Origin of the sequence: Devosia sp. ZB163, assembly GCF_028613635.1 — a bacterium.
Lineage (GTDB): Bacteria > Pseudomonadota > Alphaproteobacteria > Rhizobiales > Devosiaceae > Devosia_A.
This window is the reverse complement of the sequence record NZ_JAQRMY010000003.1, coordinates 708,146-723,081: the sequence shown is the minus strand read 5'-3', so window position 1 is coordinate 723,081 and position 14,936 is coordinate 708,146. Positions and strand designations below refer to the sequence as shown.

Genomic DNA, 14,936 nt, shown 5'->3' with positions numbered 1-14,936 from the left:
TCGCTCATCCAACTCGTCTGCTCCCCTCCCCCTTGAGGGGAGAACCCCTTCCCCACAAGGGTGGAGGGAGGCGATAGTCCGTCGCCAGACAATCCCACGCGCCCCCGGCATCACCGTTTTCATGCCCGGGCGCAATCCCCCAAAGGCGCTAACCGCGCTACCTTCGGATCAGGCCGGCAGTGCCGATTTCATCGGCTTGCCCATCACATAGGTCTCGACCACTGCCCGGTCGTCGCCGCAGGTCTGCAACAGGAACAGCTCCTGCTCCAGCGTATCCACGGTCTCCATCCGGAGCTTCATCTGCGGCGTCGCGCCGGAGTTCAGCACCACGATGTCGGCCTCCATCCCGGGCGCGATCGAGCCGATCCGGTCCTCGAGGCTCATCGCCCGGGCGTTGCCCAGCGTCATGTGGTAGAAGGAGCGGAGCGGTGTCAGCCGTTGCCCCCTCAACTGCATCACCTTGTAGCCCTCGTCCATCGTCCGCAGCATCGAGTACGAACTGCCGCCACCGACGTCGGTAGCCGTAGCGATCCGCACGCCGCGCTCGTGCTGGCGGTCGTAGTCGAACAGCCCCGAGCCGATGAACAGGTTCGAGGTCGGGCAGAACACCGCCACCGACTTCGTCTCGGACAGCACCTCGGTCTCGCGATGCGTCAGGTGGATGCAGTGCCCCAGCAGCGTCTTCGGGCCGAGCAGGTGGTACTTCTCGTAGATACCGACATAGTCGCCGAAGTTCGGATAGAGCTCGTTGGCATAGGCGATCTCGGCGAGGTTCTCGCTCACATGCGTCTGAATGTGGAGGTCCGGAAATTCCTTGGCCAGCGCCTCCGCCATCGCCATCTGCTCATGCGTAGAGGTGATGGCGAAGCGCGGCGTGATGGCGTAGTGCGCCCTGCCCCGCCCGTGCCACTTCTCAATCCCGGCCTTGGTGTCGTCATAGCCCGATTGCGGCGTGTCGCAGAGGCCCGGCGGGGCGTTGCGATCCATCATCACCTTGCCGCCCACCATCAGCATCTCGCGCTTCTCGGCCTCGCCGAAAAAGGCATCGACCGATTGCGGATGCACCGAGCAATAAGCTGCCGCAGTGGTCGTCCCATGCCGGATCAGCTCGTCGAAGAACCGCGACGCGATGCGCTCGGCATGCGCCCCGTCCGCAAACCGCTGCTCCTCGACGAACGTGTACGTGTTCAGCCACTCGAGCAGCGCCCCGGCATAGGCGCCGATCACCTGCATCTGCGGGAAATGGATGTGCGGGTCGATGAACCCGGGCAGGATCAGGTGCGGCCGGTGGTCGATGATCCGGGCGTCCGGGGCATGCGCCCCTTCGAACGCCCCCACCCTGACGATCCTGCCGTTCTCGATCTCGACGGCGCCGTCTTCGATGTAGCGGTACGAGCCATGGTCGTCGCGCGCCTGCGGCTCGCTGACGAAGGTCAGCACCCGCCCGCGCAGGATCTTCATGCTCACTTGCCACCCTCGCGGAACCACGCAACGATCACGGCACGCTCCTCGTCGGTCATCTCCGTAACATTACCCGGTGGCATCGCGTGCGAGTAGCCCGACTGGATAGCGACATCGTGAGCACGGTTGGCGATCGCCACAGGATTGTCGAGGATTACGTTCTTGGGTGCCTCGACGACCCCCTCCCACACCGGCTCGGCGGTGTGGCACATCGAGCAGCGGGCGAGCACGGCATTGCTCGCCGCCTCGAAATGCGGGCTCTGCATCAGCACCGCGGCCTGCGGCGACGGCACCGTCTCGGCGCCGGTCGGCAGCTTCGGTCCACTCGACAGCCACGCGATCATCAGGAAGATCACGATGGCCGCGGCCCAGGTCCAGGTCGGGTTGCCCTTGCGCGCGTGGCGCGTGTTGAAGAAGTGCCGGATCAGCACGCCCTCGAGGAAAATCAGCGCCGCGATCAGCCAGTTCCACTCCGTCGCGAATGCGAGCGGGTAGTGGCTTGAAAGCATAAAGAAAATGACCGGCAGCGTCAGGTAGTTGTTATGCAGGCTCCGCTGCTTGGCGATCTTGCCGTACTTGGCGTCGGGCACCCGCCCGGCCTTGAGGTCCGCCACCACGATCTTCTGGTTGGGGATGATGACCATGAACACGTTGGCGCTCATGATCGTCGCCGTGAACGCCCCCATGTGCAGCATCGCCGCCCGGCCGGTGAAGACCTGCGTGTAGGCCCAGGCCATGGCGACGAGGATCAGGAACAGCACCCCCATCAGCCCATAGGTCGAGTTCCCCAAGGGCGACTTGCAGAGCGTATCGTAGAGCAGCCAGCCCAGCCCGATCGAGCCCAGCGAAATGAAGATCGCCACCCAGTTGGGCACGTCCAGCACATTCCGGTCGATGAGGTAGAGGTCCGCGCCCACATAGTAGACGACCACCAGCAGGCAGAATCCGCTCAGCCAGGTGAAGTAGCTCTCCCACTTGAACCAGGTCAGGTGCTCGGGCAGGAACTCCGGTGCCACCAGGTACTTCTGGATGTGGTAGAAGCCGCCCCCATGCACCTGCCACTCCTCGCCATGCGCCAGCGGCGGCAGGCTCGGCGTCTTCCTGAGGCCCAGGTCGAGCGCGATGAAATAGAAGCTCGAGCCGATCCAGGCGATGGCCGTCACCACGTGCGTCCAGCGCACCGCAAAGCTCAGCCATTCCCAGAAGATCGCGTAGTCGGTCATCGCTTCAGTCGTCCTCTGGTCACGCCACTCGGGTCTCACTCCCTATCCCCGGAGGGGCGAGGGAACGCACTTTGCACGGACAGTGCCACATCGCCCCCTCGCCCCTCCGGGGGAGAGGGCCGGGGTGAGGGGCAGCCCCCCGCACCAGCCAGCCGTGAAAAGAGGCGGACTCGCGCCCGCCCCTCGTGTTGGATACGAAGCTTACGCCTCGACGCCTTCGGCGTACCAGTCGACAGCCCAGAACTCGCCGTCGTCGATCACGTCACCCGCCGCGACACGCTCGGCGCCGGCATTGTCCTTGATCGGGCCTGCGAACGGGTGGAGCGTGCCGGCGGCGATGTCGTTCTTCACCTTCTCGGCAGCAGCGACCACGTCGGCCGGGATTTTCTCGTTGTACTTGCCGATCTCGACCTCACCCGAGGCGATACCGTCCCAGACGCTGCCTTCGACCCAGGTGCCGTCGAGGACCGACTGCACGGACTTCACGTAGTGCGGGCCCCAGTTGTCGATGATCGCGGTGAGATGCGCCTTGGGCGCGAAGGCGCTCATGTCCGCGCCCTGGCCGAAACCGCCGACGATGCCGCGTTCCTCGGCCACCTGCAGGGCCGCCGGCCCATCGGTGTGCTGGGTGATGACGTCGACGCCCTGGTCGATCAGGGCACGAGCCGCGTCGGCTTCCTTGGCCGGGTCGAACCAGCTGTCGACATAGACGACCTTGACCTTGACCTCGGGGTTCACCTTCCGCGCGGCGATCGCGAAGGCGTTGATGCCCATCCGCACCTCGGGAATCGGGAACGACCCGATATAGGCGAGCGTGTTGGTCTTGGTCATCATGCCGGCGATCGTGCCGAGGACCGCGCGGCCCTCGTGGAACTTGGCGTTGTAGAGCGAGACGTTCGGCGCAGTGGAATTGCCGGTGGCCCACTCGAACTTCACATCCGGGAACTGCTTGGCGACTTTGTGCACGTAGTCGCCATAGCCGAAGCTGGTTGCGTAGATCAGCTTGTGGCCCTGCTGGGCCAGTTCGCGGAACACGCGCTCGCTGTCCGGACCCTCGGCCACGTTGGTCACCACGGTGGTCTCGACCTTGTCGGCACCGATCTGGTCCAGCATGTACTTGCGGCCAGTGTCGTGGCCGAAGTTCCAGCCGTTGTCGTCCGGCGTGCCGATCAGCACGAAGCCGACCTTGAGCTTCTCCTGGGCGAATGCGCGCCCGCCGACCAGCGGAAGCGCCGCGGCGGCGCCACCAATCTTGATCAGAGTGCGTCTGTTCAGAACTGTCATCTGTCTCTCCTGCATGACGAGTTGTCGTTCGGGCCGGCTTTCCCTGCTGCTAGCCCGTTGGAAGGAACGGCTTGCCGAGGCAGGCCGGTGCACTGGAGCTGCCGCCGCGCCGCATGGAAATCAGCACTAGCACCAGAATTGTTGCGAGGTAGGGCAAGGCCGCCCAGAGCTCGGATGGCAGCACGCGGAACCCGCCGCCGGCTGCCTTGGCATAGACCTCGAGCGTCATCACGAGGCCGAACAGATACGCGCCCGCCAGCAGCCGGAACGGCCGCCACGCCGCGAACACCACCAGCGCCAGCGCGATCCAGCCGCGCCCCGTGGTCAGCCGCTCGACCCATTGCGGAGTGAGGATCAGGGGGAAGCAACTCCCCGCGATGCCCGCCATGGCCCCGCCGAACGCCACCGCAAGGTAGCGCACGCCGATCACCGAATAGCCGATGGAATGTGCCGAAAGGTCGTTCTCGCCCACGGCGCGCAGGATCAGCCCCGCACGCGTCCGCTGCAGGAACCACCACACCGCCACCACCATGATCAGCGAGAAGTAGACCAGCGGCGAATAGCCGAAGACCACGCGCCAGACCGGATCGGCCGCCAGCTCCGGTGGGAACGGCGAGCGGAACAGCGGCACGGCCTTGCCCGTATAGGGCTGGCCGAACAGGGCCGAGAATCCGGTGCCGAAGATCGTGAGCGCCAGCCCGGTCGCGACCTGGTTGGCCGAGAGCGACAGCGTCAGGAACCCGAAGATCAGGGCCGCTGCCGCGGACGCACCGGCCGCGCAGACGATCGCCAGCCAGTGGTTGCCGGTGAGCAGCACCACGGCCACGGTGATCACCGCGCCGATCAGCATCATGCCCTCGACGCCGAGGTTGAGCACGCCGCTCTTTTCCGCCACCAGTTCGCCGAGACCGGCGAGGAGGATCGGCGTCGAGGCGCCGACCAGCGTGATGATGATGGGAATGATGAGGTCGAGTGTCATGCCGCCGCCCTCGTCGCTTCAGGGACACTCCGCTTGAAGCGGTACCGCACGAAGATATCGCCCGCGAGCAGCAGGAACAGCATCATCGCCTGGAAGATGCCCACGGCCGCGAACGGCAGCTGGATCGTCGTCTGCGCCACCTCGCCACCCACGAAAGTGATGGCGAGCGCCGTGCCCGCGATCAGGACGCCCAGCGGATGCAGCCGCCCGAGGAAGGCGACGATGATGGCCGTGAACCCGTAATTGGTCGGAAACTGCGGCACGAGCCGCCCGAACGGCCCGGTTGCCTCGAGAATGCCGGCGAGCCCGGCAAGCCCGCCGCTCACCAGCAGCGCCAGCCACACGGTCCGGTTGGCCGAGAACCCGCCATACCGCGCTGCCGCCGGCGACGCACCCACCGCGCGCACCTGGAACCCGAACACCGAGCGGGACATCACGAACCAGACGAGCAGCGCCACCACGATCGCGATCGGCGTCCCCACCTGCACGATCGTGCCGGGGATGATGTAGGGCTGCGACTGGTCGGCCGAGAACAGCACCGTCTGCGGCTGCCCCATCGAGGTCGGGCTCTTCCACGGCCCGAACACCAGGTAGTTGAGCAGTTGCACCGACACGTAGGTCAGCATCAGCGTGGTCAGGATCTCGTTGACCTTGAACTGCGTCCTGAGGAACGCCGGGATCGCCGCATAGGCCGCCCCGCCGGCAATGCCCGCAAGCAGCATCAGCGGGAAGATCCACGGTCCCGTCATCGTATGGGTGAGCAGCCCGACCCCGGTACCGGCGATGGCGCCGACGATGTACTGCCCCTCGGCGCCGATGTTCCAGACATTGGCCCGGTAGCTGACGGACAGCCCCACCGCAATGATCACCAGCGGCGTCGCCTTCACCGCCAGGTCCTGCCACTTGTAGGAATTGGTCAGCGGCGTGAAGAATATCTCGCGCACCGCCGCCAGCCCGTCATAGCCGAGCAGCGTGAACACGATCGCGCCCAGCACCATGGTCAGCGCCACGGCCGCAAACGGCGTCACGATCCGCATGGTCCGGCTGGGCGCCGGACGTTTCTCAAGCTGGAACTGCATCGCGCTCCCCCGGCACGATATGCGTTTCCGCGGCTGTGCCGTGGATACCGCCCATCAACAGCCCGATCTCTTCGATCGAGACTTCGCCCACCCGCATCGGCGCGCTGAGCCGCCCGCCGTTGATCACCGCCAGCGTGTCGCAGAGCGCCAGCAGTTCGTCGAGGTCCTGGCTGATGATCACCACAGCCGTTCCCGTCTGCGCCAGCTCGACGATCGACTGGTGGATCGCCGCTGCCGCGCCCGCATCGACGCCCCAGGTCGGCTGGCTCACCACCAGGACGCTCGGCTTCTGCAGGATCTCGCGACCCATGATGAACTTTTGCAGGTTCCCACCCGACAGCGAACCCGCCGTCGACCCCGGCCCTAGCGCCTTCACCGCGAAATCGGCGATCACCTTGCCCGTGTAGGTCTTGGCTGCCCCTGCGCGGATCAGCCCGCCCGTCACCATCCCCAACCGGTTGCGAGCCGTCAGCACACTGTTGTCCGCGAGCGTGAAGTCCCCGATGGCAGCGTGCCCGTTCCGCTCCTCCGGCACCGCGCAGAGCCCCAGCCGCCGCCGAGCGTTCGGCGAGAGTTCCCCCGCCGCCTTGCCCTCGATGCGGATCGCTTCGGGCTGCACCTGCACCTCACCGTCGAGCGCCAGCAGCAGCTCGGATTGCCCGTTCCCCGCCACGCCCGCGATGCCGAAAATCTCCCCCGCCCGCACCGTGAACGAGATGCTGTCGAGCCCCGTCCCGAACGCCTCGGTCCTCGGCACCGTGAGCCCCTCGACCACGAACTTGTCGCCCCCGAACGAGCGGCCCGGCGCCTTCTTCACGTCCTTGAGCCCAGCGCCGATCATCTTCTCGGCCATCGAGCGCGAGGTCTCGACCTTCGGATCGCAGGTCGCAACGACCTTGCCGCCCCTCAGGATCGTCGCCGTATCGCACAGCGCCTTTATCTCGTGCAGCTTGTGCGAAATGTAGAGGATCGAGCAGCCTTCCCGCGCCAGCTGGCGCAGCACGACGAACAGCTGGTCCACCTCCTGCGGCGTCAGCACCGAGGTCGGCTCGTCCATGATGAGCAGGCTCGGGTTGAGCAGCAGTGCGCGCACGATCTCGATGCGCTGGCGCTCGCCCACCGACAGCGTCGACACGGTCCGGTGCGGATCGAGCTGCAGCCCGTATTGCTTCAACACCTCGCGCACCCTGGCCTCGAGGTCGCGCGCCGGCACCTTGCTGTCGAGGCCGAGCGCGATGTTCTCGAGCACCGTCATCGCCTCGAACAGGCTGAAATGCTGGAACACCATGCCCACGCCCAGCTTCCGCGCGGCCTTGGGATTGTGCACGACCACCCGCTGCCCGTTCCACCGGATCTCGCCGGCATCGGGCTGCATGATCCCGTAGATCATCTTGACCAGGGTGGATTTGCCCGCCCCGTTCTCGCCGAGCAGAGCGTGGATTTCGCCCGGCTTCACGGAGAAGCCGACATTGTCATTGGCCAGCACGCCCGGAAAGCGCTTGGTGATGCCGACCAGTTCGAGGCGGGGGATGAGGCTAGTCTCCAACGACGGCTCCCGACTGAGTCGAAACCGGCTCTGCGACTGAAGCTTCCCGGCGACCAATGTGGATCATTATCTCGGCGGCCGCCAGCGCGGCGATGACTTCCGGACGCTTGTCCCCAAGCCCTTTGGGGAAGGCCCTGCCGCCAATGGGCAGCACCAGCCCGTCGAGCGGCCCCGCAGGGTACCCTTCGCCGAGGTACCAGGAACGGAATCGCGCCCGCTTCGTCTTCGAGCCGACCATGCCGACATAAGGCGCGTCACCGCGCTGCAACGCCTCGGCGCCGATCAGGAAATCGAGCGCGTGATCGTGGGTTAGGATGACATAGGCGCTACCCCGCGGCGCCGAGCGAACCACCGCCTCCGGCATGGGCACGGCGTGCTGCTCCACTGCCTCGGGCAGGTCAACCAGCTCATCCGGCCGCGTATCGACGACATGTACCCTGAGCGGCAGCGGCGCCAACGCACGCGCCAGCGCATGCCCGACATGCCCCGCGCCGAACAGATAGACATGCGGCCGCGCAGCCTCCTCAGCCGCGAGTCGCTGAACCAGCGCCGCGGCAATCTCCGGCGTCAGCCGCCGCAGCGCAACGTCCACGCGCCCGCCGCAGCACTGCCCGATCTCGGGCCCCAGCGGGATATCGAGGCTGTCCCCCGCCTCCCCAATGCGCAGCACCTGCCGCGCCCGGTCGATCACCATGTACTCGAGCGCCCCGCCCCCGATCGTGCCGACCTGCCGCTCCGCCGAGATCAACATGAACGCCCCGGCCTCGCGCGGCGACGATCCGCGCACCTGCGTCAGTTCGGCGACGATGGCCGCGGGATTGCCGGCAAGGAAAGTGCGGAGGATCGTGGCGGAGAGGCTCATCGTGCTGCCTCACCCTCATCCGGGCTTCGCCCACCTTCTCCCATCAAGGGAGAAGGCCCGACTGTAATGTCGGCGGGGTGGCCTTCTCCCCTTGTGGGAGAAGGTGCCCGAAGGGCGGATGAGGGGGGAGCCCCGCGCACCGCCATCTCAGCCTCGCGCCTTCCGCATCCGCTCGACCCCCATCAGCACCCGCTCGGGCGTCACCGGCGTATCGAGCTGCGGCGCTACCCGGTACTCGGCCACCGAAGCCACCGCCATCGACAGCGCCTCGACCACCGAGATCGCCAGCATCAGCGGCGGCTCGCCCACGGCCTTGCTGCGGCCGATTGTGGCTTCCTTGTTCACGCTCCACTCCGCGAGCGTCACGTTGAAGATCGGCGGCACGTCCGAGGCGAGCGGGATCTTGTAGGTCGAGGGGGCATGCGTCCGCAGTTGGCCCTTGCCGTCCCACCACAGCTCCTCGGTGGTCAGCCACCCCATCCCCTGGATGAAACCGCCCTCCACCTGGCCCTTGTCGATGGCCGGGTTCAGAGATTTGCCCACGTCATGGAGGATGTCGACGCGGTCCACCTGGTATTCGCCGGTGAGCGTGTCGATCGTCACCTCAGAGCACGAGGCGCCATAGGCGAAGTAGTAGAACGGATCGCCGCGCCCGGCCGCCCGGTCCCAATGGATGCGCGGCGTCTTGTAGAAACCAGCCGCCGAAAGCTGCACGCGGCCCACGTATGCCGAGGCCACCAGCTCTGCGAAGGTCACGAACTTCTGCCCGCAGCGCACGCCGCCCGGCTCGAACGTCACCTCGGCCTCGCTCACCTCGTAAACCCGCGCCGCATGGGCGACGAGCCGCGCCTTGATCTGCCGGCAGGCGTCGGCTGCCGCCGCGCCATTCAGGTCCGTGCCCGACGAAGCCGCCGTGGCCGACGTATTGGGCACCTTGCCCGTCGTCGTCGCGTTGATCTTCACCGAGGCCAGCGGCACCTGGAACTCGTCCGCCACCACCTGCGCCACCTTGATGTAGAGGCCCTGCCCCATCTCGGTGCCGCCGTGGCTCAGGTGGATCGAGCCGTCGCGATAGACGTGCACCAGCGCACCCGCCTGATTGTACCAGGTGGCGGTAAAGCTGATGCCGAACTTCACCGGCGTCAGCGCGATACCCTTCTTGAGAACCTTGCTGGTCCGGTTGAACGCGATCACCGCCTCGCGCCGCGCCTGGTAGTCGGCACTCGCCTCGAGTTCCTCCACCACGCGGTGGATGACGTTGTCTGTCACCGTCTGGTGGTAGGGCGTGATGTTGTTGGTGTCGGTGCCGTAGAAGTTGGCCTTGCGAATCTCGAGCGGATCCCGGCCCAGCGCATAGGCGATGTCCTCGATCCAGCGCTCGCAGCCGACCATGCCCTGCGGGCCGCCGAAACCGCGGAACGCCGTGTTCGAGCAGGTATTGGTATAGAACGGCTCCGACCGCGCCCGCACCGCCGGATACCAATAGGCGTTGTCGCAGTGGAACAGCGCCCGGTCCGTCACCGGCCCCGACAGGTCCGCCGACCATCCGGCACGCGCCGCATAGACGGCATCGACCGCCTGGATGCGCCCGTCGTCGTCATAGCCGACCTCGTAGTCGACGCGGAAATCGTGGCGCTTGCCGGTGGTCTGGAAATCGTCGTCCCGGTCGGGCCGCAGCTTGATGGCGCGGTGGAGCTTCTTGGCGGCCAGCGCCGCTACCACCGCATAGAGGTTCCCCTGCGTTTCCTTGCCGCCGAAGCCACCTCCCATGCGGCGCACGTTCACCGTCACCGCATGCATCTCGACACCGAGCACGTGGCCGACCATCAGCTGGATTTCGCTGGGGTGCTGCGTCGAGGCGTAGACCGTTACGTCGTCGTCCTCGCCCGGCACCGCGAGGGATATCTGCCCCTCGAGGTAGAAGTGCTCCTGCCCGCCGATCAGCATCGAACCCTTGAGCCGCCTCTGCGCCTTGGCAAGCCCGGCCGCGACATCGCCGCGCTCGAGCTTCAGGGGTGCCGTCACCAGCCTGTTGCCGTTGGCCCGCGCCGCATCGACATCGGTCTGGTGCGGCAGGTCGCGATACTCGATGCGCGCCAGGCGGCTCGCCCGCCGCGCCGCTTCCCGCGTCTCCGCCACCACCGCAAAGAGCGGTTGGCCCCAGTACTCGACCTTGGTCGTCGCAAAGACCGGCTCGTCGTGGAGGTGCGTCGAGGAGATGTCATTCTCCCCCGGGATATCGTCTGCCGTGACCACGTCGACGACACCCGGCGCCGCGCGCACGGCCGTGAGGTCCATCGAGGCGATCTCGGCATGGGCGCGCTCGCTCAGCGCGAGATAGGCATGCAGCGTCCCCGACGGCTCGTCGATGTCGTCGATATACTCGGCCCGCCCCGACACATGCTTTGCCGCACTGTCATGGACCAGCGGCTCGTGCAAGACGCCGGGAGCGGTGATGGCGCTCTGCTTGTTCATGCCACCTCCCTCACCAGCCGCTCACCTTCGCCCGTCGTCTCGAGCAGGAAACGGCGGAGCAGGTTCTGCGCCGAAACCATTCGATATTCGGCCGACGCGCGCATGTCCGTGATCGGCTGGTAGTCCTCGGCGTAGGCGGAGAGCGCCGCCTCGACCGTGGCCGCGGTCCACGGCTTGCCCAGCAAGGCCGCCTCAACCGTCTTCGCACGCTTCGGCGTCGCCGCCATGCCGCCGAAGGCGATGCAGACGTCAGCCACTGCGCCCGCCTCGACCTTCACGCGGAAGGCACCGCAGACCGAGGAGATGTCCTCGTCCCGCCGCTTGGTGATCTTGTAGCAGGCGAACTGCTCGCCCTCGCCCAGGGGCGGGATCGTCACCGCCTCGACGAACTCGCCGGGCTGCCGATCCTGCTTGCCATAGGCGATGAAGAAATCCTCGAGCTTCACCTCGCGCCGGACATCGCCCTTCCTGAGCGTGATCGATGCCCCCAGCACGATCAGCGGCGGTGGCGTGTCGCCGATCGGCGAGCCGTTCGCGATATTGGCGCCGATCGTCCCCGCATTGCGCACCTGCTGGCCGCCGATGCGGCTCCAGAACGTCGCAAGCTGCGGGTAGCGCGAGGTGATCGCGGCTTCGGCGTCGGAATAGGTCACGGCCGCGCCGATGCGCAGCGCACCATCCACTTCCCCGATGCCGTGGAGATCCGCGATGTCGCCGATGAAGATCATCGGCCCGATGTCGCGCATGAACTTGGTGACCCATAGGCCGACGTCCGTTGCGCCCGCAACCAGCGTCCCCGTCGGATTGGCAGCATAGACCTCGGCGAGGTCGTCGGACGAGGCCGGAACGATCACGCGGTCCTTGTCCTCGCCCAGTTCGACACGCTTGCCGTCCTTGAGCGCCTGAAGCCGAGCCTTGATCGACTGCCGTTCCACGATGAGCGGATCGGCAACCACCGTGCCATAGGCGGAGATTGATTTGCCGGCCTTGATGATCGGCGCGTACCCGGTGCAGCGGCAGAGGTTCCCCTGCAGCGCCACCTCGATATCGTTCACTGACGGATCGGCGTTCTGCATCCACATGCCATAGAGCGACATCACGATGCCCGGCGTGCAGAACCCGCACTGGCTGCCGTGATGATCGACCATCGCCTGCTGCACCGGATGCAGCGGCCCGTTGGCCGCCGACAGGTGCTCGACCGTCACCACATGCGTCGCATCGAGCGAGCCGACGAAGCAGATGCAGGCATTGACTGTCTCGTAGACCAGCTGGCCGCGCTTCAGCCGTCCCACCAGCACGGTGCAGGCGCCGCAGTCGCCCTCGGCACACCCTTCCTTGGAGCCCGTCATCCGCCGGTCGAGCCGCAGGAAATCAAGCAGCGTTCGCGTCGCCGGAAGGTTGTCCAGCACCACGTCCCTGTCATTGAGGATGAAGCGCAACTGGCCTCGGACTTCAGTCATCAGCTTCCCCGGTAGGTCGAATAGCCGTACGGCGAGACGAGCAGCGGCACATGATAATGCGCCTCCTCGCTCATCACGAAACGCACGGGCACCGTGTCGAGGAACGGGGTCTCGAGCTCCACGCCGAGCCGCTCGAAATACTGCCCCACATGGAAGATCAGCTCATAGCCGCCCAGGTGGAAGCTGTCGCCCTCGAGCAGCGGCCGGTCGGCCCGCCCATCGGCATTGGTGTGTCCTGACAGAATATGGTGCGTGTGGTCGCCATGTACCATGGCAAGGTCGAACCGCATCCCAACGGCCGGCTTGCCATGCATCGTGTCGAGTACGTGCGTCGTCAGGCGTGCGGGACCCGCCATACTGTAGTTCCTTTGCCCTGCCCCGGGCTGCCCCTGTGGCCGCCGCTTGCCATGGAGGCACTATTCGTGATTGCCCGACTATTGAGCATATTCGCCCGGGTTCCAAGAGGGATGCGCGCGAATTTTTACCAACTGGTCCATTTTTCCCGGCCTTGCCTCTCCCCCCGCCGGGTGGTGATACTCCGCCGGCCAATAGACGAGGTGCTGCCATGCGTTATCCCCGCAACCTGCTGGGCTACGGTCCGAATCCTCCCGATGCGCAATGGCCCGGCGGCGCCAATGTCGCGGTCCAGTTCGTGCTCAACTACGAAGAGGGCGGCGAGAACAACATCCTGCACGGCGACGCCGCCTCCGAGGCTTTCCTCGTCGACGTGATCGGCGCCGTTCCCTGGCCCGGCAAGCGCCACTGGAACGTCGAGTCGATGTACGAGTACGGCGCCCGGGCCGGCTTCTGGCGCCTGCACCGCTTCTTCACCAGGCTCGGCCTGCCCATCACCGTCTATGGCGTCGCCACCGCCCTGGAGCGGAGCCCGGAGCAGGTCAGGGCCATGCTCGACGCCGGCTGGGAAATCGCCAGCCACGGCCTCAAGTGGATCGACTACCGCGACTACGACATCGAGCACGAGCGCGAGGACCTCCACGCCGCGATCAAGCTGCACACCGAAGTGGTCGGCACCCGGCCCATCGGCTGGTATTGCGGCCGCACCTCCGTGAACACGGTGGACCTCGCCAGCGAGGAAGGCGGCTTTATCTACATCTCGGACACCTATGACGACGACCTGCCCTACTACCGCGAGCACATGGGTGCGCCACAGCTGATCATCCCCTACTCGCTCGCCACCAACGACATGCGCTTCACCACCGCATCGGGCTTCGCAAATGGCGAGGAGTTCTTCCAGATGCTCAAGGACACGTTCGATGTCCTGTGGGCCGAGGGCGAGGCCGGTTCGCCCAAGATGATGTCGGTGGGCCTCCACTGCCGCCTCGTCGGCATGCCCGGCCGCTTCGCCGGCCTCCAGCGCTTCGTCGACTACATCCTGGGCAAGGACAAGGTCTGGATCGCCAGCCGCATCGACATCGCCCGGCACTGGCTGCGGACCCACCCTTACGAGAAGCCCGAGATCGTCCCTTCCCAACTCGCCTACGCCGACTTCGCCCTGCTCTTCGGCAATGTCTTCGAGCACTCCGAGTGGGTGGCCGAGCGCACCTTCAAGCGTGAGATGGGTCCGGCCCACGACACCGCCACCGGCCTTCACGCCCTCATGTGCCAGGTTTTCCGTTCCGCCACCGATGAGGAACGCCTCGGCGTCCTCAAGGCCCACCCCGACCTCGCCGGCAAGCTCGCCGCCGCCAGGCGCCTGACCTCGGCCTCGGAAGCCGAGCAGGCCTCCGCCGGCCTCGACGCCCTCACCGACGCCGAGCGCGAGGCCTTCGGCATCATGAACCGGGAGTATGTCGACAAGTTCGGCTTCCCCTTCATCATCGCCGTCCGCGACAACACCAAGGCCCAGATCATGGCCGCCTTCGAGAAGCGCCTCGCCAACTCCCGCGAACAGGAATTCGCCACCGCCTGCAAGCAGGTGGAACGCATCGCCGAACTCCGCATCCGTCAGATCCTGCACTGACCCGTAAGGCAGGGTTCGGCACGGACAGAATCCCCCACCCGGCTCCCCTCCCCGCAAGCGGGAGGGAGATCAAAACACCAGCACTCGTGAGAGCGTCTCCCTCCCCCTTGCGGGAGGGGACAGGGGTGGGGGTACGTTTTCCGCGCCGCCATCGCCCCCCCTTGACACTCCCTCGCCCATTCTATAACCATTGAGTTATAGAAACGACGAGTTATGCAAAATGCCTGCGCCCGACTCCCAGCTCGATGTCACCTTCGCGGCCCTCGCCGACCCCACGCGCCGCGCCATCCTCGCGCGCCTGGCCGAGGGCGAAGCCACCGTGAACGAGCTTGTCACCCCCTTCAACATGAGCCAGCCCGCCATCTCCAAGCACCTGAAGGTGCTCGAGAACGCTGGCCTCGTCTCGCGCGGCAAGGATGCCCAGCGCCGGCCCGTGCGCATCGAGGCCGCGCCCATGGCCGAGGCCGTCGGCTGGCTCGAAAACTACCGCCGCTTCTGGGAGCACAGCTACCAGCGGCTCGACACCCTGCTCGATGAACTGCAGCGCTTCGCCCCCAAGGGCGACAAGAAGAACTGAGGAGACACG

At 66.3% G+C, this 14,936-nt stretch carries 12 protein-coding genes; 2 read left to right on the top strand and 10 right to left on the bottom strand.

Annotated elements, in window-relative coordinates; genetic code table 11:
* Positions 1–168 precede the first annotated feature (168 nt).
* The 10 genes from guaD to uraH all read right to left on the bottom strand — a co-directional run bounded on the left by guaD (position 169) and on the right by uraH (position 12,725).
* Complete coding sequence (guaD, locus tag PRN20_RS17325) at positions 169–1,461, bottom strand: guanine deaminase (protein WP_443112590.1); 1,293 nt, start codon at positions 1,459–1,461, stop codon at positions 169–171.
* Between the two features lie 2 nt (positions 1,462–1,463).
* The gene (locus PRN20_RS17320) at positions 1,464–2,684 is read right to left on the bottom strand and encodes a urate hydroxylase PuuD (RefSeq protein ID WP_273958857.1); all 1,221 of its coding nucleotides are present in this window, start codon (positions 2,682–2,684) and stop codon (positions 1,464–1,466) included.
* Positions 2,685–2,885: 201 nt separating this feature from the next.
* The gene (locus PRN20_RS17315) at positions 2,886–3,968 is read right to left on the bottom strand and encodes a BMP family ABC transporter substrate-binding protein (protein ID WP_273958856.1); all 1,083 of its coding nucleotides are present in this window, start codon (positions 3,966–3,968) and stop codon (positions 2,886–2,888) included.
* Between the two features lie 49 nt (positions 3,969–4,017).
* Positions 4,018–4,947 carry an ABC transporter permease gene (locus PRN20_RS17310; protein ID WP_273958855.1) on the bottom strand — a complete coding sequence of 310 codons (930 nt, stop codon included), beginning with the start codon at positions 4,945–4,947 and terminating at the stop codon, positions 4,018–4,020.
* Positions 4,944–6,026 (bottom strand): ABC transporter permease, encoded by a 1,083-nt coding sequence (locus PRN20_RS17305; RefSeq protein ID WP_273958854.1) that lies wholly within the window; start codon positions 6,024–6,026, stop codon positions 4,944–4,946. Before PRN20_RS17305 ends, PRN20_RS17310 begins: the two co-directional genes overlap by 4 nt.
* Entirely contained in the window at positions 6,010–7,572 is a 1,563-nt protein-coding gene (locus tag PRN20_RS17300; RefSeq protein ID WP_273958853.1) for an ABC transporter ATP-binding protein, read from the bottom strand. The genes PRN20_RS17305 and PRN20_RS17300 overlap by 17 nt, the downstream gene beginning before the upstream one ends.
* Entirely contained in the window at positions 7,562–8,434 is an 873-nt protein-coding gene (gene xdhC, locus PRN20_RS17295) for a xanthine dehydrogenase accessory protein XdhC (protein WP_273958852.1), read from the bottom strand. Before xdhC ends, PRN20_RS17300 begins: the two co-directional genes overlap by 11 nt.
* A 147-nt stretch (positions 8,435–8,581) precedes the next feature.
* Complete coding sequence (xdhB, locus tag PRN20_RS17290; protein ID WP_273958851.1) at positions 8,582–10,909, bottom strand: xanthine dehydrogenase molybdopterin binding subunit; 2,328 nt, start codon at positions 10,907–10,909, stop codon at positions 8,582–8,584.
* Positions 10,906–12,372, bottom strand: a complete 1,467-nt coding sequence (gene xdhA, locus PRN20_RS17285; protein ID WP_443112589.1) for a xanthine dehydrogenase small subunit — start codon at positions 12,370–12,372, stop codon at positions 10,906–10,908. Before xdhA ends, xdhB begins: the two co-directional genes overlap by 4 nt.
* Positions 12,369–12,725 (bottom strand): hydroxyisourate hydrolase, encoded by a 357-nt coding sequence (uraH, locus tag PRN20_RS17280; RefSeq protein WP_273958849.1) that lies wholly within the window; start codon positions 12,723–12,725, stop codon positions 12,369–12,371. Before uraH ends, xdhA begins: the two co-directional genes overlap by 4 nt.
* A 209-nt stretch (positions 12,726–12,934) precedes the next feature.
* Between uraH and puuE the strand changes: the two genes are divergently transcribed.
* Positions 12,935–14,350 carry an allantoinase PuuE gene (gene puuE, locus PRN20_RS17275; protein WP_273958848.1) on the top strand — a complete coding sequence of 472 codons (1,416 nt, stop codon included), beginning with the start codon at positions 12,935–12,937 and terminating at the stop codon, positions 14,348–14,350.
* Positions 14,351–14,570: 220 nt separating this feature from the next.
* Positions 14,571–14,927 (top strand): ArsR/SmtB family transcription factor, encoded by a 357-nt coding sequence (locus PRN20_RS17270; RefSeq protein ID WP_273958847.1) that lies wholly within the window; start codon positions 14,571–14,573, stop codon positions 14,925–14,927.
* The last annotated feature ends 9 nt before the right edge of the window (positions 14,928–14,936 follow it).

Coding starts and splice junctions, on each gene's coding strand:
- guaD (WP_443112590.1), bottom strand. CDS start 1,461: ATGAAGATCCTGCGCGGGCGGGTGCTGACCTTCGTCAGCGAGCCGCAG.
- PRN20_RS17320 (WP_273958857.1), bottom strand. CDS start 2,684: ATGACCGACTACGCGATCTTCTGGGAATGGCTGAGCTTTGCGGTGCGC.
- PRN20_RS17315 (WP_273958856.1), bottom strand. CDS start 3,968: ATGACAGTTCTGAACAGACGCACTCTGATCAAGATTGGTGGCGCCGCC.
- PRN20_RS17310 (WP_273958855.1), bottom strand. CDS start 4,947: ATGACACTCGACCTCATCATTCCCATCATCATCACGCTGGTCGGCGCC.
- PRN20_RS17305 (WP_273958854.1), bottom strand. CDS start 6,026: ATGCAGTTCCAGCTTGAGAAACGTCCGGCGCCCAGCCGGACCATGCGG.
- xdhC (WP_273958852.1), bottom strand. CDS start 8,434: ATGAGCCTCTCCGCCACGATCCTCCGCACTTTCCTTGCCGGCAATCCC.
- xdhB (WP_273958851.1), bottom strand. CDS start 10,909: ATGAACAAGCAGAGCGCCATCACCGCTCCCGGCGTCTTGCACGAGCCG.
- uraH (WP_273958849.1), bottom strand. CDS start 12,725: ATGGCGGGTCCCGCACGCCTGACGACGCACGTACTCGACACGATGCAT.
- puuE (WP_273958848.1), top strand. CDS start 12,935: ATGCGTTATCCCCGCAACCTGCTGGGCTACGGTCCGAATCCTCCCGAT.
- PRN20_RS17270 (WP_273958847.1), top strand. CDS start 14,571: ATGCCTGCGCCCGACTCCCAGCTCGATGTCACCTTCGCGGCCCTCGCC.